Annotated in this window: 20 protein-coding genes; 8 read left to right on the top strand and 12 right to left on the bottom strand. The window is 73.1% G+C overall.

The genetic code is table 11. The features are described 5' to 3' along the window. Positions 1 to 69: 69 nt before the first annotated feature. Both purB and Psi01_RS37400 read left to right on the top strand, forming a co-directional pair. Positions 70 to 1,500 carry an adenylosuccinate lyase gene (gene purB / locus Psi01_RS37405; RefSeq protein WP_204068907.1) on the top strand — a complete coding sequence of 477 codons (1,431 nt, stop codon included), beginning with the start codon at positions 70 to 72 and terminating at the stop codon, positions 1,498 to 1,500. Between the two features lie 4 nt (positions 1,501 to 1,504). Next, entirely contained in the window at positions 1,505 to 2,311 is an 807-nt protein-coding gene (locus Psi01_RS37400) for a GNAT family N-acetyltransferase (protein ID WP_204068906.1), read from the top strand. Positions 2,312 to 2,362: 51 nt separating this feature from the next. On the opposite strand, the gene Psi01_RS37395 is transcribed toward Psi01_RS37400, so the two are convergent. Beyond that, positions 2,363 to 3,214 carry an NmrA family NAD(P)-binding protein gene (locus tag Psi01_RS37395; protein WP_204068905.1) on the bottom strand — a complete coding sequence of 284 codons (852 nt, stop codon included), beginning with the start codon at positions 3,212 to 3,214 and terminating at the stop codon, positions 2,363 to 2,365. A gap of 365 nt (positions 3,215 to 3,579) precedes the next feature. On the opposite strand from Psi01_RS37395, the gene Psi01_RS37390 reads away from it, so the two are divergent. Together Psi01_RS37390 and Psi01_RS37385 are read left to right on the top strand one after the other, a co-directional pair. Continuing rightward, complete coding sequence (locus Psi01_RS37390) at positions 3,580 to 4,584, top strand: DUF4037 domain-containing protein (protein WP_307819298.1); 1,005 nt, start codon at positions 3,580 to 3,582, stop codon at positions 4,582 to 4,584. A 211-nt stretch (positions 4,585 to 4,795) separates the two neighbouring features. After that, on the top strand, positions 4,796 to 6,010 hold the full coding sequence (locus Psi01_RS37385) for a DUF418 domain-containing protein (protein WP_204068903.1): 1,215 nt from the start codon (positions 4,796 to 4,798) through the stop codon (positions 6,008 to 6,010). A 46-nt stretch (positions 6,011 to 6,056) separates the two neighbouring features. On the opposite strand, the gene Psi01_RS37380 is transcribed toward Psi01_RS37385, so the two are convergent. Then, entirely contained in the window at positions 6,057 to 6,989 is a 933-nt protein-coding gene (locus tag Psi01_RS37380) for an RNA polymerase sigma-70 factor (protein ID WP_275424644.1), read from the bottom strand. A 187-nt stretch (positions 6,990 to 7,176) separates the two neighbouring features. On the opposite strand from Psi01_RS37380, the gene Psi01_RS37375 reads away from it, so the two are divergent. Beyond that, positions 7,177 to 7,662: a carboxymuconolactone decarboxylase family protein gene (locus Psi01_RS37375; RefSeq protein WP_204068902.1), complete on the top strand. Its 486-nt coding sequence runs from the start codon at positions 7,177 to 7,179 to the stop codon at positions 7,660 to 7,662. Between the two features lie 194 nt (positions 7,663 to 7,856). Beyond that, a complete protein-coding gene (locus Psi01_RS37370; protein WP_204068901.1) occupies positions 7,857 to 8,177 on the top strand; it encodes a phospholipase D-like domain-containing protein in 321 nt (106 codons plus the stop codon). A gap of 63 nt (positions 8,178 to 8,240) precedes the next feature. Here the strand turns inward: Psi01_RS37370 and Psi01_RS37365 are convergent, their stop codons facing one another. From Psi01_RS37365 to Psi01_RS37350, 4 genes are all read right to left on the bottom strand, one after another. Further along, positions 8,241 to 8,558, bottom strand: a complete 318-nt coding sequence (locus Psi01_RS37365) for a DUF3817 domain-containing protein (protein WP_204068900.1) — start codon at positions 8,556 to 8,558, stop codon at positions 8,241 to 8,243. A 161-nt stretch (positions 8,559 to 8,719) separates the two neighbouring features. Continuing rightward, entirely contained in the window at positions 8,720 to 9,205 is a 486-nt protein-coding gene (locus Psi01_RS37360) for a DnaJ family domain-containing protein (RefSeq protein WP_204068899.1), read from the bottom strand. A gap of 129 nt (positions 9,206 to 9,334) precedes the next feature. Further along, the gene (locus Psi01_RS37355) at positions 9,335 to 10,096 is read right to left on the bottom strand and encodes a MerR family transcriptional regulator (protein WP_204068898.1); all 762 of its coding nucleotides are present in this window, start codon (positions 10,094 to 10,096) and stop codon (positions 9,335 to 9,337) included. A 95-nt stretch (positions 10,097 to 10,191) separates the two neighbouring features. Continuing rightward, entirely contained in the window at positions 10,192 to 12,876 is a 2,685-nt protein-coding gene (locus tag Psi01_RS37350; protein WP_239128312.1) for a polysaccharide lyase family 20 protein, read from the bottom strand. A gap of 105 nt (positions 12,877 to 12,981) precedes the next feature. Here Psi01_RS37350 and Psi01_RS37345 point away from each other — a divergent pair, with 105 nt between their 5' ends. After that, a complete protein-coding gene (locus tag Psi01_RS37345; RefSeq protein ID WP_239128311.1) occupies positions 12,982 to 13,836 on the top strand; it encodes a MerR family transcriptional regulator in 855 nt (284 codons plus the stop codon). Between the two features lie 191 nt (positions 13,837 to 14,027). Here Psi01_RS37345 and map read toward each other — a convergent pair whose 3' ends face one another. Beyond that, complete coding sequence (map, locus tag Psi01_RS37340; protein ID WP_204068896.1) at positions 14,028 to 14,795, bottom strand: type I methionyl aminopeptidase; 768 nt, start codon at positions 14,793 to 14,795, stop codon at positions 14,028 to 14,030. Positions 14,796 to 14,860: 65 nt separating this feature from the next. Here map and Psi01_RS37335 point away from each other — a divergent pair, with 65 nt between their 5' ends. Continuing rightward, entirely contained in the window at positions 14,861 to 15,115 is a 255-nt protein-coding gene (locus Psi01_RS37335) for a helix-turn-helix domain-containing protein (RefSeq protein ID WP_204068895.1), read from the top strand. Between the two features lie 125 nt (positions 15,116 to 15,240). Here Psi01_RS37335 and Psi01_RS37330 read toward each other — a convergent pair whose 3' ends face one another. The 5 genes from Psi01_RS37330 to Psi01_RS37310 form a co-directional block, all read right to left on the bottom strand. Next, the gene (locus Psi01_RS37330) at positions 15,241 to 16,242 is read right to left on the bottom strand and encodes a flagellin (protein ID WP_204068894.1); all 1,002 of its coding nucleotides are present in this window, start codon (positions 16,240 to 16,242) and stop codon (positions 15,241 to 15,243) included. 165 nt (positions 16,243 to 16,407) lie between these two features. After that, the gene (locus Psi01_RS37325) at positions 16,408 to 17,013 is read right to left on the bottom strand and encodes an RICIN domain-containing protein (protein WP_204068893.1); all 606 of its coding nucleotides are present in this window, start codon (positions 17,011 to 17,013) and stop codon (positions 16,408 to 16,410) included. A 327-nt stretch (positions 17,014 to 17,340) separates the two neighbouring features. Continuing rightward, positions 17,341 to 18,429, bottom strand: coding sequence for a tyrosine-type recombinase/integrase (locus Psi01_RS37320; RefSeq protein ID WP_204068892.1), 1,089 nt, complete (start codon positions 18,427 to 18,429; stop codon positions 17,341 to 17,343). Between the two features lie 78 nt (positions 18,430 to 18,507). Beyond that, a complete protein-coding gene (locus Psi01_RS37315) occupies positions 18,508 to 19,842 on the bottom strand; it encodes a serine/threonine-protein kinase (RefSeq protein ID WP_204068891.1) in 1,335 nt (444 codons plus the stop codon). Positions 19,843 to 20,023: 181 nt separating this feature from the next. Then, a complete protein-coding gene (locus Psi01_RS37310; protein ID WP_204068890.1) occupies positions 20,024 to 21,004 on the bottom strand; it encodes an ArsR/SmtB family transcription factor in 981 nt (326 codons plus the stop codon). Between the last annotated feature and the right edge of the window lie 18 nt (positions 21,005 to 21,022).

The following is a 21,022-nucleotide window of genomic DNA, read 5'->3' as shown; positions in this document are numbered from 1 at the left end:
GCCCGCCGTACGGCGAGAGGGGGAGGGGTGGGCGGGAGCGCGGACGGGGCGTCGATAGACTGCGGCAACGTGACTTCCAAGCCGCGTATCCCCAATGTCCTGGCCGCTCGTTACGCCTCCGCGGAGCTGGCCCGCCTGTGGTCCCCCGAGTACAAGGTGGTGGCCGAGCGGCGCCTGTGGCTGGCCGTGCTGGCGGCGCAGGCGGAGCTGGGGATCGAGGTCCCCGAAGGGGTCGTGGCCGACTACGAGAAGGTGCTGGAGCGGGTCGACCTGGGCTCCATCGCCGAGCGCGAGCGGGTCACCCGCCACGACGTCAAGGCCCGCATCGAGGAGTTCAACGCCCTGGCCGGGCACGAGCACGTGCACAAGGGCATGACCTCGCGCGACCTGACCGAGAACGTCGAGCAGTTGCAGATCCGCGACAGCCTGGTGCTGGTGCGCGACCGGTGCGTGGCGCTGCTGGCCAGGCTGGCCGAGCTGGCCGCCGAGCACTCGGGCACCGTGATGGCCGGCAGGTCGCACAACGTGGCCGCCCAGTCGACCACCCTGGGCAAGCGTTTCGCCTCGGCCGCCGACGAACTGCTGGTGGCCTTCGCCCGGCTGGAGGAACTGATCGCCCGCTACCCGCTGCGCGGGATCAAGGGCCCGGTCGGCACCGCCCAGGACATGCTGGACCTGCTGGGCGGCGACCGGGGCAGGCTGGCCGAGCTGGAGGACCGGGTCGCCGCGCACCTGGGCTTCGCCCACCGCTTCACCAGCGTCGGGCAGGTCTACCCCCGCTCGCTGGACTACGAGGTGCTCACCGCGCTGGTGCAGCTGGCCGCCGCGCCGTCGTCGCTGGCCAAGACGATCCGGCTGATGGCCGGGCACGAGCTGGTCACCGAGGGCTTCGCCGAGGGACAGGTCGGCTCCTCGGCGATGCCGCACAAGATGAACACCCGCTCGTGCGAGCGGGTCAACGGGCTGACGGTGATCCTGCGCGGCTACGCGTCGATGGGCGGCGAGCTGGCCGGGGACCAGTGGAACGAGGGCGACGTGTCCTGCTCGGTGGTGCGCCGGGTCGCGCTGCCGGACGCGTTCTTCGCCTTCGACGGGCTGGTGGAGACGATGCTGACGGTCCTGTCGGAGTTCGGCGCCTTCCCCGCGGTCGTGGCCGCCGAGCTGGACCGCTACCTGCCGTTCCTGGCCACGACGAAGATGCTGATGGCCGCGGTGCGCGCCGGGGTGGGCCGGGAGACGGCGCACGAGCTGATCAAGGAGCACGCGGTGGCGTCGGCGCTGGCCATGCGCGAGCGCGGGGCGGGCAACGAGCTGCTGGACCGGCTGGCGGCCGACGAGCGCTTCCCGCTGGACCGGGCCGGGCTGGACGCCCTGCTGGCCGACCGGATCGCGTTCACCGGCGCCGCGGCCGAACAGGTCGAGGCCGTCGTGGCGCGCGTCGGTGAGATCGCCGCCCGCTACCCGCAGGCCGCCGCCTATGTCCCCGGCGAGATCCTGTAGCCGCGTGGAGCTGACTCGCATCGAGGACGTGGCCGCCGCGTCCGGTGACGACATCATGGTCATGTGGGCCGCCCAGGGGCTGCGCGGCGGAGTGCGGGCGTGGGCCCTGGGCGGGGCGGTGGCGGTGGCCAGCCCCGACCTCAACCGCCGCGACCGGCTCACCGTGTGCGGCCCCGCGCCCGAGGCTGCCAAGCTGGTACGGCTGGCGCTGCCCGAGCTGGGGCCGGACTACCGGCTGACGGGCGAGCGGTCCCTGGTGGAGGAGGTGGTGCGGCGCCTGCCGGGAGCACGGGTCCTGGGGAGCTTCGAGTGGATGGACACCGGCCGGGACGGCGGGGCCGTACAGGAAAGCGCCGTGCAGGAAAGCGCCGTGCAGGAAAGCGCCGTGCAGGAAAGCGCCGTGCAGGAACGCATCGGCGGGGACGAGGGCGTGGGGTGGCTGCCGCCCGGGGCCGACGGCGAGGTGACGGAGCTGCTGGCCGAGGCGTCCCCGTCGGCGTGGGCGGTACCGGGTCTGCCGGGGATCCGCCGCTGGGCCGGGGTCCGTGAGGGCGGCGGGCTGGTGGCCACCGCCGCCGACGCCTGGTCCTCGCCGCAGGTCGGGTTCATCGCGGGGGTGGCCACCGCCCCCGCCTTCCGGGGGCGCGGCCTGGGGGAGGCGGTGTGCCGGTTCGCCATCGCGGAGCTGGCCGCCGCGCACGGCCGGGTCGCGCTGGTGGTCGACACCGACAACCTGAGCGCGATCCGCGTCTACGAGCGTCTCGGCATGCGGATCGTCCCGGTCGCCGCCGCCGCGCTGACCCCCTCCTAGTCTCGCCGGCCCGGCCCGGCCCGGCCCGGCCCGGCGCGGTCGGCCGGGCGGTCAGCGGAAGTCGTCGGCGTGGTCGGCGGCCCACCGGGCGAAGGTACGGCCCGGCCTGCCGGTGACCTGCTCGACGTCGGGCAGGACCGGGGCGTTCATGTCGGGATGCTCGCCCATCTCCAGGAACCACTCGATGACGATCTCGGGGTAGACGTCCTTCCAGTGCTCGCGGGCCTGGTCGGGCGTCAGCTCGACGAAGCGGATCTCGCGGCCGATCGCCCGGCCGATCATCCGCACGGCGTCGGCGCGCCTGACCGGTTCCGGGCCGGTCGGCGTGTAGGTCCTGCCCGCGTGGCCGTCGTGCAGCAGCGCGGCCATGGCCACGGCGGCGATGTCGGCCTCGTGGACCATCGCGCTGGTCCAGTCGCCGAACGGCGCCCGCACGACGCCCTCGTTCTTGATCGATTCGGCCCACTCCCAGGTGTTGGCCATGAACTCGCCGGGGAACAGGTGGGTCCACTCCAGGCCGGAGTCCTCCACCGCCTTCTTCACCGCCCGGCTCTCGCTCTCCAGCGGGTCGTCGTCGTCCCGGCTCGGATCGTCGTGGCCGAGATGGGTGACGCGCCGCACCCCGGCCCGGCGGGCCAGGTCGAGGATCTCCGGGGCGGTGGTCAGCGGGCCGTAGCCGTCCATCGCGACCAGGTGCATGCGCTCGACTCCCCGGAAGGCGGGGATGAGGGTCTCGGGCCTGGCGAAGTCGCCGCGGACGACCTCGACCTGCTGCGGCAGTTCCGCCGCCGCGGGCGAGCCGGGGTCGCGGGTCAGCGCCCGCACCCGGTGGCCGGCCGCCACGAGCTGCCGGACGAGGCTGCCTCCGACGGTTCCCGTCGCCCCGGTGACCAGAATGGGCATCGTTCCTCCCGGTGATCATGCGAACGGCCGGCGGGCACGCCGAAGAAACCCCAGGCGGGGGCCGGTTCGCGGATGCTTCATCCTTGACCACCGCATCCGGGTGAGGCAAACGTGAACAGTGCGTTCATGTTTTTGCCGACCTGCGCGAACGCGACTCCCGGACGGGCTGGGCAAGGGCCGCCGGGCGCGTTCTCCCGGCGCTGTCCCCCCGCTGAGCTGCGATTCCCCGATCCGCCAGAAAAATCATGAAAATCCGTTCGCGGTCCCCGCGGGGCGGCCGCCGTGCCGCAGAGGGCCGGCGCCGGGAAAACCACGTGCGCGTGGCGGGAGCGGCAGGCAGAGTGGGCGGAATGATGTCCAGTTTCGTGCCTGGTTTGGAGCTGTCGCGTGACTTCTACGGTGAGGTCGTGCGCCCGCTGGTCACCGACGTCCCGCACAGTGCCGCGCTGATCGGCCCGGGTTCGGAGGTTCTGGCGTTCGACACCGAGCGTTCCACCGACCATGACTGGGGACCGCGGGTCGTTCTGTTCGTCACCGCCGGACTGGTGCGGGAGGTGCGGGAGGCCGTCGCCCGGAGCCTGCCGCCCGCCTTCGGCGGTTATCCCACTGTCTTCGGCGGCCGGCACGGGGTCGAGGTGGCCGAGCCCGGCCAATGGTTCGCCCACCGGCTCGGCTTCGACCCCCGCCGCGGCCCGGCCACCCTGGACTGGCTGTCGGCGCCCTGGCAGCGGCTGGCCGAGGTCACCCGGGGAGAGGTCTTCCACGACGGGCTGGGATCCCTGGAGGAGTCGCGGGCCGCGCTGCGCTGGTACCCCACCGACCTGTGGCGTTACGTGCTGGCCGGACAGTGGCGGCGCCTGGCCCAGGAGGAGGCCTTCCCCGGCCGGTGCGGCGAGGTCGGCGACGACCTGGGCTCGGCCGTCGTGACCGCCCGGCTGGCCCGCGACGTGATGCGGCTGGCCCTGCTGATGCGCCGCCGCTATCCGCCCTACACCAAGTGGCTGGGCAGCGGCTTCGCCCGCCTGTCCGGGGCGGCCGAGCTCGGCGACGCCCTGTCGCGGGCGATGGCCGCGCGGGACTGGCGCGAACGGGAACGGCACCTGAGCCGGGCCTACGAGCGGGTGGCGGCCCTGCACAACCGGCTGGGCCTGACCGAACCGCTGGACCCCTCCGTGCGCGGCTTCCACTCGCGGCCGTTCCAGGTCCTCGACGCCCGGCGCTTCGCCGACGCGCTGACGGCCTCCATCACCGACCCGGCCGTGGCGGCGCTGCCCCCGCTGGGATCGGTCGACCAGTTCGCCGACTCCGCCGACCTGCTCACCGACCCGGGGAGATGCCGTGCCATGACGCGCGCCGTACTCGGCGTCTGATATCCGGTCGCCTCATGACACCGGCGGGCCCGGAGCCTCCGGAGTGCGGGGCCGGGCGCGGGCTGCCCGGCTCGCCGGAGGTCTTCATCGTGATCGGCTCCGCTTATGTGTACGTCAAAATCAGGAGCCGCGCGCCGGAAATCCGCTGAGACGCCCCGAGCATGGGAGATGCTGATCGCTGCTCTTTCCCGGATGCAGACGAGGGGGCGCGATGCTTCGGGGGAAACATCGGGAGCCGGGGGCGGCCGTCCCGGTCTCCGGCGAGGCGGGGGACCGGATCGCCGCGATCGACGCCCTGCGGGGGTTCGCGCTGCTGGGCATCGTGGTGGTCAACATCGCCTACCTGGCCTCGGGACACCGGATGGCCGGGCTCGCCGAGCCCTGGTTCTCCGCGCCGCTGGACTGGGAGGTCCGCTGGACCGTCACTCTTCTCTTCGAGAACAAGTTCTATCTGCTCTTCTCCTTCCTGTTCGGCTACAGCTTCACCCTCCAGATCGACTCGGCCGCCAGGTCGGGGAAGGCGTTCGTCCCGCGGTTCCTGCGGCGGCTGGCCGGGCTGTTTCTGCTCGGCGTCGCCCACGCGGTGCTGCTGTTCCCCGGTGACATCCTGGTCACCTACTCCGTCGTCGGCCTGGTCCTGCTGGCCGCCCGGCGCCTGCCCGCCCGCGCGGCGATGACCTGCGCCGCCGCGCTGACCGCGCTGCTCGCGCTGGGCCTGTTCCTGCTGGCCGCGCTGGCCCTGCTCGGCGCCGACGCCTCCGGGATGGTGGCGGGGGACGCGGCCGAGGCGGCGCGGACCGACCGGGCCCTCGGCGGCTCGGCGACGGCGATCATCACCGAGCACGTGCACGCGCTGGAGAAGATCGTCATACTCCGGGTGTTCTTCCAGGGGCCCGCCGTCCTGGCCGCCTGCCTGGTCGGACTGGCCGCCGGCAGGCACCGGGCGCTCGCCGGCGTCTGCGGGCACACCGCCGTGCTCAGGAGGATCCAGCTGGTGGGCTTCCCCGTGGGGCTGGTCGGGGCGCTGCTGTACGCGCACTCGACCTGGTCGGGCGACGGCGTCCGCCACGGCGCCTACCACATGGCCGGCCAGGCGGTGGACCTGCTCACCGCGCCGCTGCTGGCCGCCGCCTACGCCGCGACGCTGCTGCGCCTGCTGCCCGCCGCGCCGCGGCTGACCGGCGCGCTCGTGCCGCCGGGGCGGATGGCGCTGACCAACTATCTCGGCCAGTCGCTGATCTGCTCGATGGTGTTCACCGGTTACGGGCTGGGGCTGGTGGGCCGGCTCAGCCCGATGACCGTGGTGACGATCGCCGTCGCGATCTTCCTGCTTCAGGCCGGGTACAGCCGCCTGTGGCTGCGCCGCCACCGCTACGGCCCGGCGGAGTGGCTGCTGCGGTGGCTCACGAACGCGCGCAGACCATGACGGCGGCTGCGCTGCGGGCCGTACCGGAGGCGGGAGGGGCTCCGGCTCAGCGGCGCAGGGCGGTCTCCCGCTGCATGTGCGAGAGTTTCTCGGGATTGCGTACGGCGTAGAGCCCGGTGATGAGGCCGTCGTCGATGCGCACCGCCACGACGGTGTCGATCACGCCGTCGAACCGGAGGACCAGCCCCGGGTGGCCGTTGACCTGCTCCGGCCGCAGCGATCCCGTGCCGGCGATCTTCCCCAGCCCGGCGGCCAGCAGGCGGGCCACCTTGCGGGCCCCCACGACGGGCCGCAGGATGGCCTGTCTGACCCCGCCGCCGTCGCCCAGCAGGATGACGTCCGGCGCGAGGACGTCGAGCAGGCCCTGCAGATCGCCCGTCTCGGCCGCGCGCCGGAACGCGTCGAGCGCGTCGCGGGTCTCGGCCGGGGAGACGGCCCCGCGCGGCCGGCGCGCCGCGACGTGCTCCCGCGCCCGGTGCGCGATCTGGCGGACCGCCGCGGGGCTCTTGCCCACGGCTTCGGCGATCTCGTCGTACCCGAGGTCGAACACCTCGCGCAGCACGAACACCGCCCGCTCGGTCGGCTGAAGGGTCTCCAGCACCAGCAGCATCGCCATCGAGACGCTGTCGGCCAGCTCGACGTCCTCGGTCACGTCGGGAGTGGTGAGCAGCGGCTCGGGCAACCAGGAGCCGACGTAGGACTCCTTGCGGCGGCCGAGCGCGCGCAGCCGGGCGAGCGCCTGGCGGGTGGTGATCCGGACCAGGTACGCGCGCCGGTCCCGCACCGCGCCGAGATCGACGCCCGCCCACCGCAGCCAGGTCTCCTGCAGGACGTCCTCGGCGTCGGCGGCCGAGCCGAGCATCTCGTAGGCGACGGTGAACAGCAGGTTGCGATGGGCGACGAACGCCTCGGTGGCGGGGTCCGCGCACCCCTCGCCGGAGAGCCGCCCGCCCGTGTCCTGTGTGCGCTCGCTCTTCACCGGCCGCTCCCGCCTGCTCGCCTCCAACGGTGCCACACGCACAAGATGCCGGGCCCCTCGGTTCTGTGACGTCCGCGGGCGGTGAGGTACGTCACACGGCCGCCCTGTCACAGGGAGCGGGCCGCCGGCATCTCGTGTCCGTTCAGCCCGCCACCACGGGGCACCACCGGAAACGAGGACGGAAGTCATGGACACCCGGTTCAACCTGTTCGACAACGAGATCGCAATGAGGTTCGCCAAGCGGTTCGCCAACGCCGCTCTGGTGATCATGCAGTCGCCGCTGCCGAAGTCCACCCAGGAACTGGTGTCGCTGCGCGCCAGCCAGATCAACGGCTGCGGGCACTGCATCGACATGCACACCAAGGAGGCCGCGGCCGCCGGTGAGAGCGCGGTCCGGCTCCACCTGGTCGCCGCCTGGCGCGAGTCCACCGTGTTCACCGAGGCCGAGCAGGCCGCGCTGGCGCTCGCCGAGGAGGGCACCCGGCTCGCCGACGCCCACCGGGGCGTGTCCGACGAGACGTGGGCCCAGGTGCGCAAGCACTACGACGACGACCAGATCGCCGCGCTGGTCTCCCTGGTCGCCCTGATCAACGCGGCCAACCGGCTCGCCGTGATCGTGCACCAGCGGGGAGGCTCCTACGAGCCCGGCATGCACGCCGCGATCCTGAGCTGACCGGCGGGCCCAGACGCCCGGGCCGTCTGCCACCCGCGTCCGGGCGGACCCGGGTGGCAGACGGCCCGGCCCGCTACCGCGGATGGTGGAAACGGATCAATCCCAGGGTTGACGACGGAGGGTGGACGACAGGTGATCGCGATCTTGTCGGACTTCACCGTCATGCGAAGCAGACTCCTGATGATCCCCTTGGCGTGCGTGCTGATGAGCACGCTGTTCGCCGGGCAGGCGCAGGCCCTGCGGACCGGGGAGGCGGCGCGGCCCCCGCCCCGGCCTCGGCCAAGCCGGTGATGGGCGCGGTGTTCAACGATCCCCGCGGGCCGCGTACGGGCGGTGCCGGCCAGGCGCAGCGCGCCGACATCGTCCCCCGGGTCTACACCGGCAGCGCCAACTTCACCCACCAGGAGAACTCCGACGACTCACTGGTCCGCATCAAGGGCCGGGCCGTGCACGACGACTACGTCGAGTGGTTCTGGGCCCTGCGCGCCGCCTGCCCGAAGGGCCCCGACGCCTGACCTGCGCGCCGCCCGTCCAGCTCCGGCGGTCCGTCGTGCAGTGCGGCGGGCCGCCGGACGCCGTCAGGGGATCCGCTGGGCGGCGGCGGGCTCGCGGAAGCGGGACAGCATGCGCCGCTCGAACCACAACGAGGTGAACGGGGGCACCGAGCACGCCAGGCCGAGCACGATTGTGCCCCGGCTCCACCCGGCGGTGCGGGCGGCGGCGAGCACCCCGGCGACGTACAGCACGAACAGCGCGCCGTGGATCGGGCCGAAGATCTTCACGCCGAGCTCGCCGGTGGCGGCGATGTACTTGAAGTACATGCCGACGAGCAGTCCGGCCCACGAGCACGCCTCGGCGATCGCGACATAACGGAACAGACGCAGTGCGGTGGGCACGAGGGGACCACCCTTCCTTCACGGACCTCGGGGAAACGGCTTCCCAGGGTAGGCGGTGGCCGCCGCGGTCCCGAACGGGAGGGCGGGAGGTCGTGCCGGTAGGGTGACCGTGGCCGCGGCCACTCAGCGACCGGAACGGTGACCGCGACCGCCGCGGTTCCTCAGCCGCGCCTGATCCACCTCAGCGGGGAACGCCGCCGGCGGGGCGGTTCGGCGGGCGCCTGCGGTCCGGCCGGCGCCTCCTCGACGGGATGGGCGGCCCGCCATTCGGCCAGGACCTCCTCCACCTCCAGCAGCGGCTGGAAGACCGGCGGACCGGACAGGGGCTTGCCGTGGCCCTCGCGGATCCTGTCGTTGAGCTCCTCGATGATCCTGCGCGCCTCGGCCTCCGTGCGCGCCCGGAGCGCCGCGGCCCGGGAGTCCTCGGCGTCCTTGCGCAACGCGAGCGTGCCCGGCAGCGGGAACGACAGGTTCTCCGCCTGCATCTTCCGCTTGATCCACCACATCTCGTCGTCCGGCTTGCCCTCGCCGGGCAGGGGCTTGCCCGCCCCCGGGAGGTCGTCGAACTCCCCGCGCTCGGCGGCTTCGCGGATCTGCCGGTCGATCCAGGTCTCGAAACTCACCCCGACCGGCTTGCGCTCTGTCATGGATTGGCCCCCCATGCCCCGTGATCGACCGTCCTTTCGAGGATAACCAGCCGAGGGGCGGGGGCCGCGGCCGGACAGGACGGGCACCCCGCCGGCGGGGTGCCCGGCACCGTCGCGACCGGCCGGGCCTCAGGCGCCGGCGCGGTCGGCGTTGGCGTGGATGGCGTCGCGGATGTACTGCGTCAGACCCGGCGCGAGCGGCTCGTAGTTGGCCGCGAAGCGCGGGTCGGCCACGTACATGTCACCCAGGCCGCGGTGGATCTCGTAGGAGCAGTCGTAGCACCAGCGGGTGATGTGCGCCCGGTGCTCCTCGGCCAGGTCCATGGCGACCTCGCCGTCGGCGGGCAGGCCGTCGGTGAAAGCCTTGGCGAAGTCCTCGGTCGTCCGGGCGGCCTCGGCGGTGAAGCGCTTCCAGTCGTCCTTGGTCATCGTCGCCATGCGGCGCCGTGACTGCTCGAAGGCCTCGGTGCCGCCCCAGCGTTCCTCCGCCTCGGCCTGGTGCTCCTCCGGCCGGAAGTCGCCGAAGAGCTCGAAGCGCTCCTCGGGTGTCAGTGGGATTCCCATCGCATTCGCCTCCATGGCGCGTTCGATCGCCGCGGTCATCTCCCGCAACCGGCCGATGCGCCGGCTGAGCAGCTCGTGCTGGCGCCGCAGGTGCGTCAGCGTGTCGCTGCTCGGTTCGTCGAGGATGACCGCGATCTCTTCCAGGGGGAAGCCGAGCTCCCGGTAGAACAGCACGTGCTGCAGCCGTTCCAGGTCGGCGTCGGTGTAGCGCCGGTAGCCCGACGCCGTGCGCTGCCCGGGCGACAGCAGCCCGATCTCGTCGTAGTGGTGCAGCGTGCGCACCGTCACCCCGGCGAGACGGGCCACCTGCCCGACGGAATAGCCCATGGCCTCCCCCTCTCCCTTACGCGCTCCAGGGTGGAGCCTGCCGTTACGTGAGGGTCAAGTCGACCGGCGGAGCCGCCGCGGGCGCCCCGGGAATGTCAGGAGTAGGTGAACCTCACATTCGCGGGGGCCAGGTACGGCGTGCCGCCGGCGGGGGTGAAGGCCGGCGTGTACTGGCCGCGGTCGGCCAGGCCGTCACCGGTGGTGTCCGGTGCCGGGGGCAGTTTGACGACCGCAGAGGTGTCGCCGAGCACCACGACGCCGGCCGGCGCGCGCGACAGCTCCGCCGTCGTGGCGAACCGGGGCAGTTGCACGGTCGTGGCCCCCTCGAGCACCCACCCGGTGGAGTCGCGGAACCCGACGCCTCCGACGTTCGAGCTGACACCGCCGGAGAGCGGCACGGTGGCGGGAGACAGCGAGGTCACGGTCGCCGCGTACCGTCCGGGTGCCTGCACCACCGGAGCGGGCACCCCGCCGCGCGACAGCGTGACCGGCGGACGCGCGCCGGGTGCGCCGGCCGGTGCCGTCACCCGCAGGGTCGTGTCGTTCACCCACGTCACCGGGGTGAAACCGGCGCCGGCGGTCACGCTGATCTGGGCCGCTCGGAACGCCTCCAAGGTCGTCCCGAAGCCCGTCCCCGTGAGGGTCAGCTGGTCGCCTCCGGCGGGGTTGAGCGCCGCCGCCGAAGCGACCTGCGGCGCCGCCAGGCAGCCCAGATGGGCGGTGGTCGTGTTCCACACCGTGTTCCCGGTGTAGAAGGGCTCCGAAGGCGGTACGTCGCAGCGCAGCCCCCAGTAGCCGTACTGCATCCCGTTGTTCTCCACCCGCAGTCTCCGGACCGCGGAGTGCACCCGGATGAGGCTGGCCGGGCCGAGCCTGGAGGAGGCGCCGTTGGCGATCGTGTTGCCGGTCAGCGCCACGTCCTCCAGCGGCGGGTCACCGGCGTTCGTGTTGACGTCGACGGCCGCGTAGGAGCTGCCGAGGCCGCTCAGCCGGTTGCCGGTGACCTTCACCCGGGACCCGTACACCGAGATGGCGGCGTACATGTCCGTGGTGTCGACGGCGGCGGGACGCAGAACGTAGGGGTTGGTGCCCAGGAATGGGTTGTCGATCTGGTTGCCGCTCACCGTGACCCCGTTCACCTGGATCTTCACCGCCCGCTTGGCGCAACCGGAGAACGTGTTGCTGAAGATCGTCAGGTTCGCGTCCGGCTCGGCGCCGGCGCCGTTGCCCTGGATGACGACGCAGTCGCCGTCGTCCTTCGGGCCGACGTTGCGGAACGTCGAGGAGCGGATCGTGACGTTGCGCGGGACCGTCTGGCCGGGCCCCGAGGAGATGAGCACCCCGCGGGCCACCGGGTACGGCCAGGCGCCGGGCGGCAGCGGCGGGATGGGCGGGGAGACGGTGTCCAGGCTGCCGGAGGCGTCGTCCACGCGGTACTCGTCGTGGTAGATCACCCTGCGGGTGGTGTCGGAGACCCGGCCGTCGGACCAGTCCCACTTGTACAGGCCCATCTTGAAATAGTTGCCGACGACGTCGTTGGTGGTGTTCGGCCCGGTCGTCCGGTACACCAGCTGCCGGTTCTTGTAGATCTCCAGCAGCGGCCGGTGCTCCGCCAGCCATCCCCACCGGACGTGGAAGGCCCAGTCCGTCCACTGCCCCTTGTCGGCTTCGTAGGAGCCGAGAGAGGTCGTCTCGCGCTGGCCCGCGGCCGCCATGCTGGAGTTGCTGGACCACTCGCGGTGGTCCCACAGGCGCCGGATCTCCCAGGTGCCGTTGACCGTGTACAGCGCCAGCGGCGGGGAGATGCTCTCATGCTGCTCCCACGTGTCGGGGCTGCTGTGCCACTGGGCGACGACCTCCGCCGACCGGTCCGGGCCGTAGTCCTCGTCGCCGCCCTTCGGCAGCAGGATGCTGAAGCCGTACCAGTGCTCCTCGCGGGGGCTCTCGGGGTTCAGCAGCACCTCCGAGCGGGAACCGCCGTACACCGGCCGGTCCGTGATGCGCAGCTCGCTGCGGAGCGCCTGGGTGCCCGAGCGGACCGGCGAGGTCACCGCCTGCCAGGCCCACGGCGACGGCCGCGGGCTCTCCTGCAGGTAGTAGTCGTTGGCGTTGTGCCGCCGCCATCCGCCCGTCGGGTTGGCGCCCTCGAAGGCGCCGGTGAACTGCACGTTCGGGCTGGCGGTGGCCGTGGCCCGGACCCCGTCGACGGTGACCTTGTCCAGCAGCACGCCGTCGGCGTCGCCGGAGATGTGGATGCCCACCGGTGACTGCGGCGCGTTCAGCGCGTAGCCGGTGGCCGAGGGCTCGCGGGGCTGGGCGATGGAGCGGACCGTCACACTGGTCAGATTGACGCCGGTGGCTCCCACGCCCACCGTGATGCCCCGCACGACCATGTCCTGTCCGTCGATGGTCAGGCCGCTGACGGTGGCGCCGCCGCGCACCGTGAGCAGGGAGAACCCGTGATCGAACGGCTTGAGCACCCCGCCGGAGCTGTAGAGGGTCACCCCGGGGCCGACGCTGAGCCGGTCCGGCCGTACCAGATAGGTGCCGGAGGACACCCGCACCGTGCCGCCGCCCGCGTTCACCGCCGCGTTCAGGGCCGCGGCGAACGCCGCGGTGTCGTCGAGCGCGTCTCCCGCGCGGGCTCCGTAGGTCGTCACGTCGAACGTGCCGGCGGCGTTGGCCGCGGCGGTGGGTCCCAGCAGCGCCGCGGCCGCCGACGCGGCCAGCAGGGAACGCCATCGTCGGCCTGTCCTTAGGCCTTTCCTCAATGCGGTCACGCCGCCTCCTCCATGAGTCGTCGACCACATATCGGTGCGGTACGCGAGGAGCTGAGAACTGCCGCGGGTGGACTCTCCCGCCGGGGGAGGGCCCATGCTGGTGGCGTGAACGAGGATCTGGAACGGGGGCCCGGCGGGGACCTGATGTCGATCGGCCGCTTCGCGCGGCTGTGCCGGCTCAGCGTCAAGCAGTTGCGCAACTACGCCGACCTGGGACTGCTGGAACCGGCGTGGGTCGACCCGGACACCGGATACCGCTACTACCGGGCCGGTCAGGTGCGCGACGCCCTCTCGATCGGGCTGCTGCGCTCCCTGGACGTGCCGCTGGCCGTGATCGGCGAGGTGCTGTCCGGTACGGCCGCCGCCCGGGCGCTGGGCCGGGTCCGCGACGACCTGGAGGCCGAGCTGGCGCGGCGGCGCCGTACCCTCGCGACGCTGGAGCGGGTGCTGGCCGACGGGATCCCCGCCGCGCCGGTCGACGTCGTCACCGAACCCGCCCGCCGGGTGGTCATGGCGCGGGACGTGGCGGCCTCGACGGGAGACGTCGGCCGGGCCGTGTCCGCCTGCGTGGCACGTCTGGCGGCGGCCCTGCCCGATGCCCCCGGCGACCCCGGTCCCGCCCGCCTGATCGGCCTGTTCCCCGTCGAGCCCGACGAGCCCCTTCCCGTCGCGGTCGCCCTGGAGGTGCCCGGTGCCGTCCCCGGCTCACCGGCCGCGGCACCGGACCCGCCGCCCGGGATCGTGGCGGACCTGCTGCCCGGGGGAGACTTCGCCCGCGTCACCCATGTCGGGCCGTACGACCAGATCACCCTCTCCTACCACGCGCTCCTCGCCTGGTGCGCCGAGCGCGGGCATCCGGTGCGCGGTCCCGTCCGCGAGGTCTATCTGTCCGACCCGGCGACCACGCCGCCCGAGCGGCTGGTCACCGATCTGATGATCCGCCTGGAGGAACCCCCATGACCTGGTGCGCGGCGGGGTCCGCGCCGGCGACGCGCGGGGCCGTCCAGGAGGGATCGGACGGTCATCGATGCGGTGCGTGGGAGCGGCCGGCCTGGGCCGGGGAGTCGCCGCGCCGGTGCTCACACAGCTCACACAGCTCACACAGCTCACACAGCTCACACAGCTCACACAGCTCACACAGCTCACACAGCTCACAGACAGGTGAGCACGCGCGGGCCGTCCTCGGTGATCGCCACCGTGTGCTCCACGTGGGCGGCGCGGCTGCCGTCGGCGGTGGACATGGTCCAGCCGTCGGCGGCGATCACGTATTCGTCGCCGCCCCCGGCGGTGAACATCGGCTCGATGGCCAGCACCAGGCCGGGCCGCAGGACCATGCCGCGGCCGGGGCGGCCGTAGTTGGGCACATGCGGGTCCTCGTGCATGGCCCGGCCGATTCCGTGGCCGCCGAAGTCCTCGGGGATGCCGTACCCGGCGCCCCGCCCGGCGGCGACGATCGCGTGGCCGACGTCGCCCAGTCGCCCGCCCGGCACGCAGGCGGCGATCCCGGCCTCCAGCGCGGCCTGCGTGGTCTCGATGAGCGCCAGGTCCTCGGGCCGGGGAGCGCCGACGACGAAGCTGACCGCGGCGTCGGCCGCCCATCCGTCCAGATAGACGCCGAAGTCGACGCTGAGCAGGTCCCCGTCGCGCAACCGGTGGTCACCGGGGATGCCGTGGACGATCACCTCGTTGACCGAGGCGCAGATCACCGCGGGGAAGGGGGTGGGCGCGAATCCGGGCTTGTAGTGCAGGAACGCCGAGCGGGCACCGGCCTCGGCGATCACGGTCCTGGCGACCTCGTCGAGCTCCAGCAGACTCACCCCGACGGCGGCCTGCGCGCGCACCGCGGTCAGCGCCGTGGCCACGACCTTCCCGGCCTCGGCCATGGCCTCGATCTCGGCTGCGGTTTTGATCTCCACCATGTCGCGGACTCCTTTCTCGCAATAGTTATACCGGTATTGTTATCACGGTTGCTAGGATTCTGCGCATGGTGAGACCACCGCTGACCGAAGTCGACCGCGAACGCGGGCACCGCCTGGGGGCGATCCTGCGCCAGGCGCGCGGGACCCGAAGCATGGCCGAGGTGGCCGCCGCCGCGGGCCTGTCCGCCGAGACCCTCCGCAAGATCGAGACGGGACGGGTCCCCACCCCGGCCTTCTTCACCATCGCCGCGCTCGCGCAGGTGCTGGGAGTCTCGCTGGACGTCCTGGCCGAGATCAGCGCCGCCGATCGCGCCGCCTGAGACCCCCGCGCCCGGCCACGCCGGGCGACGGTGCCGGGTCGGCCGCCTCACGGGGCGGGACGCTCACGGGGCGGGATCGGGTGCGGCACGGGAGCGACGAGCCATCGGCCGAGCGGCAGGGGCGGTCAGCTCACGAGCTTCAGCGCCGACCGCGGTGTCTGGTTGGCCTGCGCGGGCAGCGCGGTGCCGGCCTGGGGGACGATCCGGTCGCGGATGGCGGCGGCCATCTGACGGGCCATGGCGGCGTCGCGGATGTGGGCCTCCGGGGCGGACAGCTGCTCGATCACCACGTTCAGGCCGCTGATGGCGTGCTGAAAGCGGTCCTGGACGGCGCCGAGCCTCGCCCGGGTGTCCGAGACCGCCTGCAGGGCGGTGTCGATGGAGGTGACCGCGGCCTGTGCGGCGGCGGCGTTCAGTGCCTGGTTCCCGGGATCGGCGCCGTCCACCAGCGACGCCGCTCCCACCCCCAGGGAGAACGCGCCGAGGTCGTCCCCGCCGCTGATCCGCCGACCGGCGGCATCGATGCCGTCACCGGTCCGAAGGGCGGGGGAGGAGAGGTCGTCCAGCGACTCACCGGTACCGGAGACGACGGCGGAGATCCGGTCTAGCTCCCTTTTGAGCTGCGTGAACCTCTGGTCGTCCGCCTGCTGGACCCGGGCGTCCTGCCCGCCGCCCGCGGCCCGGGAGGCCAGGCCGCGCATGTGGTGCAGGACGGAGTGGGCCTGGGTGAGCGCCGCCTCCGCCGTCTGGATGGCCGAGATGCCGTCCTGGGCGCTGCGCACGACGGCCCTGAGCTCGTCGACCCGGGTACGTCGATCATCGCCGGAGGAGGACCCCGCGACCCCGGTCACCGATCGACTGGGACGGGGATCGTCGGGGGAGGACTTCGCGGTCTCGGCCACCGACCGGCCGAGGTGAAGGCTGCCGGAGGATGATTCCGCGATCTCGGCCACCGACCGGCGGAGGCGGGGGTCGCCGGGGGAGGGCTCCATGATCCCGGTCACCGACCGGCCGGGGCGGGGATCACCGGGCGTGAGCTCCGGCGACACCGGCGGACGGTCGGCCTCGGCGGGCGGGCGTCGGTGGGTGTTCGCCACGCCGGTGATCTGATCGATGCGCAGACCCATGATGTTCCTCCCGGGACGGGCCGTGCGGTACCGTCCGTGGTCCGCCCTGCCCCTCTGTCTCTCTTTTCGGAGGGCGGAGGGGTGTATTGAGGTTTCTTCACGGGTTTTTTCTGGTTTCTTCTCGGCGGATGTCCTCAGGTCTCCGTCTGGCCGTCACGGCACGCCTCAGCCGCGTTCCGACTGAGGCCAGGTGACGGCGGCCGTCTGGCGCCGCCACAGCTGGTTGGCGCCGGCCCCCGGGCCTCCGCAGGTGCCCTGGACGACCCTGGTCCCGTGGTTGATGAGGCCGTGGGCCACGTCCAGGCACTTTCCGCTGTTCTGGTTGACGATCCAGTACCAGTGGTGGGACCCCACGGTCTTGACGTATCTGACGCGCCACAGCTGGCTGGTGGCCGCCGGGCCCCCGCAGGTGGCCTGGATGACGCCGGCCGCGTGGGCACGACTGGCGCCGGCCACGTCCAGGCACTTTCTGCTGTGCCTGGCGACGATGCGGACGGGACCGCCGGAGCCGTTGACGTACTCGACCCGCCAATGCTGGTTGGTGGTGGACCCCACGCCTCCGCAGTGTCCCTGGACCACCTTGGCCCCGGATTCGAGACGGACGTGGGCCACGTCCAGGCACTGGCTGCTGTGCGCGACGATGATCCGGTACCAGTAGAAGGGCTCGGGCGCCGAGGCCGACGCCGCGACCGCCCCGGGAGTGAGGAACACGCCGGCGAACAGTCCGGCTGCGGCGACGGTGAGCTGTGTGGTTTTCCGAAGGGTGCGCATGGCTGCTCCTGCATTACGCCGATGGACATCGGGTGGAAAGCCATCGTGGCAAGCAGGCGGGCGAGCCGCATTCAGGCCAGCCCTCGTCTACGTGGAGGCTGGCCTCCATGTTGTTTCACCCGGTCCACCACCCCCGGGAAGGCAGGCCTCAGGCCGTTCCACCAGGCTCACCGCCTCCGGAAGGGCCGACCTCCAGGCCGTTCCACCAGGCTCACCGCTTCGGGAAGACGGGCCTCCAGGCCGGCTCGCGCGGATCACCGCTTCCGGAAGGGCCGACCTCCAGGCCGGCTCGCCTGGATCACCGCCGGACTCCCGGACCGGGCGGGATCATCCCACCGCGCCCTCGCTCGGTCCCGCGCCGCGGTCGCCGCGCAGCAGCGGGTGGGTGCGCATCGCCACCTCCAGCTCTCCGGGCAGCTCGTCGCGGTAGCGGCCCAGCGTCGCCAGGTCGCTGTGTCCCAGCACCCGGCGTACCGCGTCCATGTCGACCGCGTCGGCCAGCAGGTGCGTGGCCGTGGTGTGCCGCAGCCCGTGGGGCGTCACCGACCGCCGCCGGTCGGGGTCGACCCGCCGCTGCACCCGGTCGATCACCGCCTGCACGTCACCGCGGGCCAGCCGCCTGCCCCGCCACGACAGCAGCAGCGCCTTGTCCGGGGACTCGGGCCGCCCGTGGAGCAGGTAGGCCTCCAGCACCCGCGCCACGTCGCCGGGCAGCGGCACGTCGCGCGTCCTGCCGCCCTTGCCGAAGATGCGCCAGTAGCGCACCCCGTCGTTGGTGTAGAAGTCCTCGACGTTGGCCTTGACCAGCTCGGAGACCCGGGGGCCCAGCGTCGACAGCAGCAGCACGATCAGCCCGTCGCGCAGCTCGGTGCGCTGGTCGCGCCGCCTGCGCCCCCGATCTCCGGGCGCGGTGGGCGGCTCGGCGCCGGCCTCGCCCAGACTGCGTGCCGCGCCGATCAGTCCCTGGGCCTGCTCGCGAGTCAGGGCCCGCCGCTCCGGGCGCAGCCCCCCGCGCTCCCGGGCCGTGACGGTCGCGGCCGTCATCGGGTTCACCTGCACCCAGCCGGCCAGCGTCGCGTGCTTGAACAGCGCGGAGATCGAACGGCGGAAGCGCGCCTGGGAGGAGGGCGACTGCACCGGCTGGGAGGGAACCGGCCGCGGCCCCTCGGAATCGGGCCTGCGCCGCCCGTCGGGCTTGCGCGCGAAGGCCAGCAGGATCGCGTCGACGTCTTCGCCGGTCAGGTCGTCCAGCACCCGCTCGGCCCCGGCCAGCTCCACGAACGTGGCCACGTCACGCGAGTAGAGCTCGGCGGTGGCGGGTGAGAGCGCCCCGGTGGAGGTCCTGGCGCGCACCAGCTCCACGTAACGGTCGGCAGACTCCTGGACGGTGAGGCGATTCAGATCCGCGGGCCGCATGATCGCAGGGACATCCTTTCTCGGTCCGCACGACCGTACCGCGCGGCACCGACAACGATCATGCCCTCTTCCGCCGTCCTACAGCAGGGGCCACAGCGTCCAGTAGAAGACGACCCCGAGGAGGACGGCCGCGACGGCGACGATGCCGGCCTTGAGCAAGGTGGGCCGAGGCAGCAGCAGCCCGCCTCCGCCGAAGGCGAGACAGAAGATCCACAGCGGCGCGAGCTTCAGCAGAGCCGTCTCGCTGAGATCACCGAAGGCACCGCCGTAGATCACCGCGACCTGCGCCCCGCCGAACACGAGAGCCGCGACGCCGAGACTGCGCACCGTCCCGTACGGCCGGCCGGAACCGGCCGCGCCGGTCCGCCCGCCGACCGGGACCGGCCGGGGGACGGTGGAGGCGCCCGGCGCCCCGACGCCCGGCGGCGCGGACGTCGGCCATTGCGCGGCCCCCGGCCCCTGCCCGGACGGCGGCCACTGCGCCGGGGCCGGTGCCGTTCCGGGATCCAGCCCTTGTCCGGGCGTCGGTCCCTGCCCGGATCTCGGCTCTTGCCAGGGTGCCGTCCACGCCGCCGGATGCGACCCGTTTCCGGCGGCCGGGGCGGTACCGGTGCCGCCGGTCAGGGCGGTGAGCACCTGAGCCGCGCCGGGGCGGGCGGCGGGGTCCTTGGCCAGGCATGACGCCAGCAACGGCCGCAGCCCTTCCGGGACCCCGGACAGGTCCGGGGCGTTGTGCAGGACGGCGCCCATCACCGCAGCCGGGTGCTGCCCGGCGAACGCCGGGCGGCCGGTCGCGGCGTAGACCATGGTGGCGGCCCAGGCGAAGACGTCGGAGGCCGGAGAGGCCGAGTGGCCGGACAACTGCTCGGGCGCCATGTAGCCGGGACTGCCCACCAGCGCCGAACGGGTCGTACCGGCTTCCAGCGCACGCGCGATGCCGAAGTCGATGACCACCGGACCCTCCGGTCCCATGATCACATTGGCCGGTTTGAAGTCGCGGTGCACGATCCCGGTGCGGTGGATGGCCGACAGCGCGGTGGCGGTGGCCACGGCCAGGCGGTGCAGGCCTCCTCCGGTACGGGGCCCCTCGGCGGCGACCAGCTGGTGGAGCGACGGGCCCGGGACGTACTCGCTGACGAGATAGAGCCGCCCGTCGCTGACGCCCGCCGCCAGCACCTGGGCGGTGCAGAACGCCGCCACCCGGCGGGCCAGGTCCGCCTCCCGCTCGAACCTCTGCCGGACGACGTCCTCGGCGGCCATCCGGGCGTGCAGGACTTTGACGGCCACCCGCCGCCCCGAGGGGTCGTGGCCCAGGTAGACCGTGCCCTGGCCGCCCTCCCCCAGGACGCCGGCCAGCCGGTAGACGCCGACGTGCTGCGGATCCCGCGCTTCCAGCCGACCGAGATCGGACACCGCTCACCTCTTCCCGTACGGCCATCGGAGCGGAGCCGGTTACGGCATCCGATGGCCATGGAGGATACCGATCGTGGCACTCCGGAGGGCGCCTCGCGAGACGCGCGGTCGTTACGACGCCGTCACGCGGAGTCGGACCACCCGGCCGCCGATCCCGCTCCGTGCCAGGTGGCGAGGGCTCTCAGCCCGCCGGGCCGCCGGGAGAGGGACGCGCCGCCCAGAGCAGCGCCTCTCCCGCCTCGCTGCGTGAGTACAGCACGTGGCGGCCGCTGCGGTGGGCGTTGACCAGACCGGCGTCGCGCAGGGCGGTCAGGTGCCCGGAGACCCCGCCCATCGACATCCCGGTGCCGCCGCTCAGCTGAGTGGTCGAGGCGGGCACGTCCAGCTCGGCCAGGATCAGGGCGCGCGAGCGGCCGAGCACGGCGGCCAGCGCCTGCGGCGCGCCGGAGCCGCGGCGCTCCCACAGGGTCGCCACGCCGCGCGGCGAATAGCGCAGCGTGGGCTGCCAGGGCGGGGTGGTCACCGAGAACAGGCGCGGCCAGACGAACACCGAGGGCACCAGGAGCAGACCCCGCCCGCCCAGCTCCCTGACCCCCGACACGTGCCGGTGTGCGATGGACAGGGTGTCGTCGCGCCAGCTGACGGCCGGGTCGAGGTCGTTGAGGAGCCGGGCGGCGCCGCCCTCGGCGAGCTGCCGGGCGCGGTACAGGATGTCGCCCTCCAGCAGGGTGCGGATCCTGGGCCAGTACGGCGCCAGCGTGATCGCCCAGTAGTCCCTGATCACCCCGGCCAGCCGTTCGAGCCCGGCCTCGGGATCCTCGCGCAGGACGGCCAGGCGCGGGCTGTCGCCGACGTCCACGTGCCCGGGCGGGGTCGAGCGCAACGTGGCCAGCTCGACCTCCAGGTCGGGGGAGGTGGAGACCGGGGGTGGGCAGACGAAGGCGGGGATCACCCGGGTCGGCACCGGCACCAGGTCGGCCAGCATGCCCCAGTCCAGGCCCGAGGCGTCCAGGCGCGGCCGTACCGCCGCGACCCACGCCCGGTGCAGGGGATGCTCCTCCGGGCTCTTGAGCACCCGGACGCTGGCGACCACCTCCCACAGGGGCGAGAACGCGAAGCGGGTGCACGCCAGATCCGCGAGCCCGAACCCCAGCTCCAGCACGTCCTCTCCTTCCGCACC

Origin of the sequence: Paraplanobispora siamensis (assembly GCF_016863175.1) — a bacterium.
Taxonomy (GTDB): Bacteria; Actinomycetota; Actinomycetes; order Streptosporangiales; family Streptosporangiaceae; genus Planobispora; species Planobispora siamensis.
This window is presented reverse-complemented; position numbering and strand designations above follow the sequence as displayed.

Excerpts from the sequence above, each read along its gene's own strand:
- Psi01_RS37335 (WP_204068895.1), top strand. The coding sequence starts at position 14,861 with ATGGTGAGACCACCGCTGACCGAAGTCGACCGCGAACGCGGGCACCGC.
- Psi01_RS37375 (WP_204068902.1), top strand. The coding sequence starts at position 7,177 with ATGGACACCCGGTTCAACCTGTTCGACAACGAGATCGCAATGAGGTTC.
- Psi01_RS37355 (WP_204068898.1), bottom strand. The coding sequence starts at position 10,096 with ATGGGCTATTCCGTCGGGCAGGTGGCCCGTCTCGCCGGGGTGACGGTG.
- Psi01_RS37395 (WP_204068905.1), bottom strand. The coding sequence starts at position 3,214 with ATGCCCATTCTGGTCACCGGGGCGACGGGAACCGTCGGAGGCAGCCTC.
- map (WP_204068896.1), bottom strand. The coding sequence starts at position 14,795 with ATGGTGGAGATCAAAACCGCAGCCGAGATCGAGGCCATGGCCGAGGCC.
- Psi01_RS37385 (WP_204068903.1), top strand. The coding sequence starts at position 4,796 with ATGCTTCGGGGGAAACATCGGGAGCCGGGGGCGGCCGTCCCGGTCTCC.
- Psi01_RS37330 (WP_204068894.1), bottom strand. The coding sequence starts at position 16,242 with ATGGGTCTGCGCATCGATCAGATCACCGGCGTGGCGAACACCCACCGA.
- Psi01_RS37320 (WP_204068892.1), bottom strand. The coding sequence starts at position 18,429 with ATGCGGCCCGCGGATCTGAATCGCCTCACCGTCCAGGAGTCTGCCGAC.
- Psi01_RS37325 (WP_204068893.1), bottom strand. The coding sequence starts at position 17,013 with ATGCGCACCCTTCGGAAAACCACACAGCTCACCGTCGCCGCAGCCGGA.
- Psi01_RS37360 (WP_204068899.1), bottom strand. The coding sequence starts at position 9,205 with ATGACAGAGCGCAAGCCGGTCGGGGTGAGTTTCGAGACCTGGATCGAC.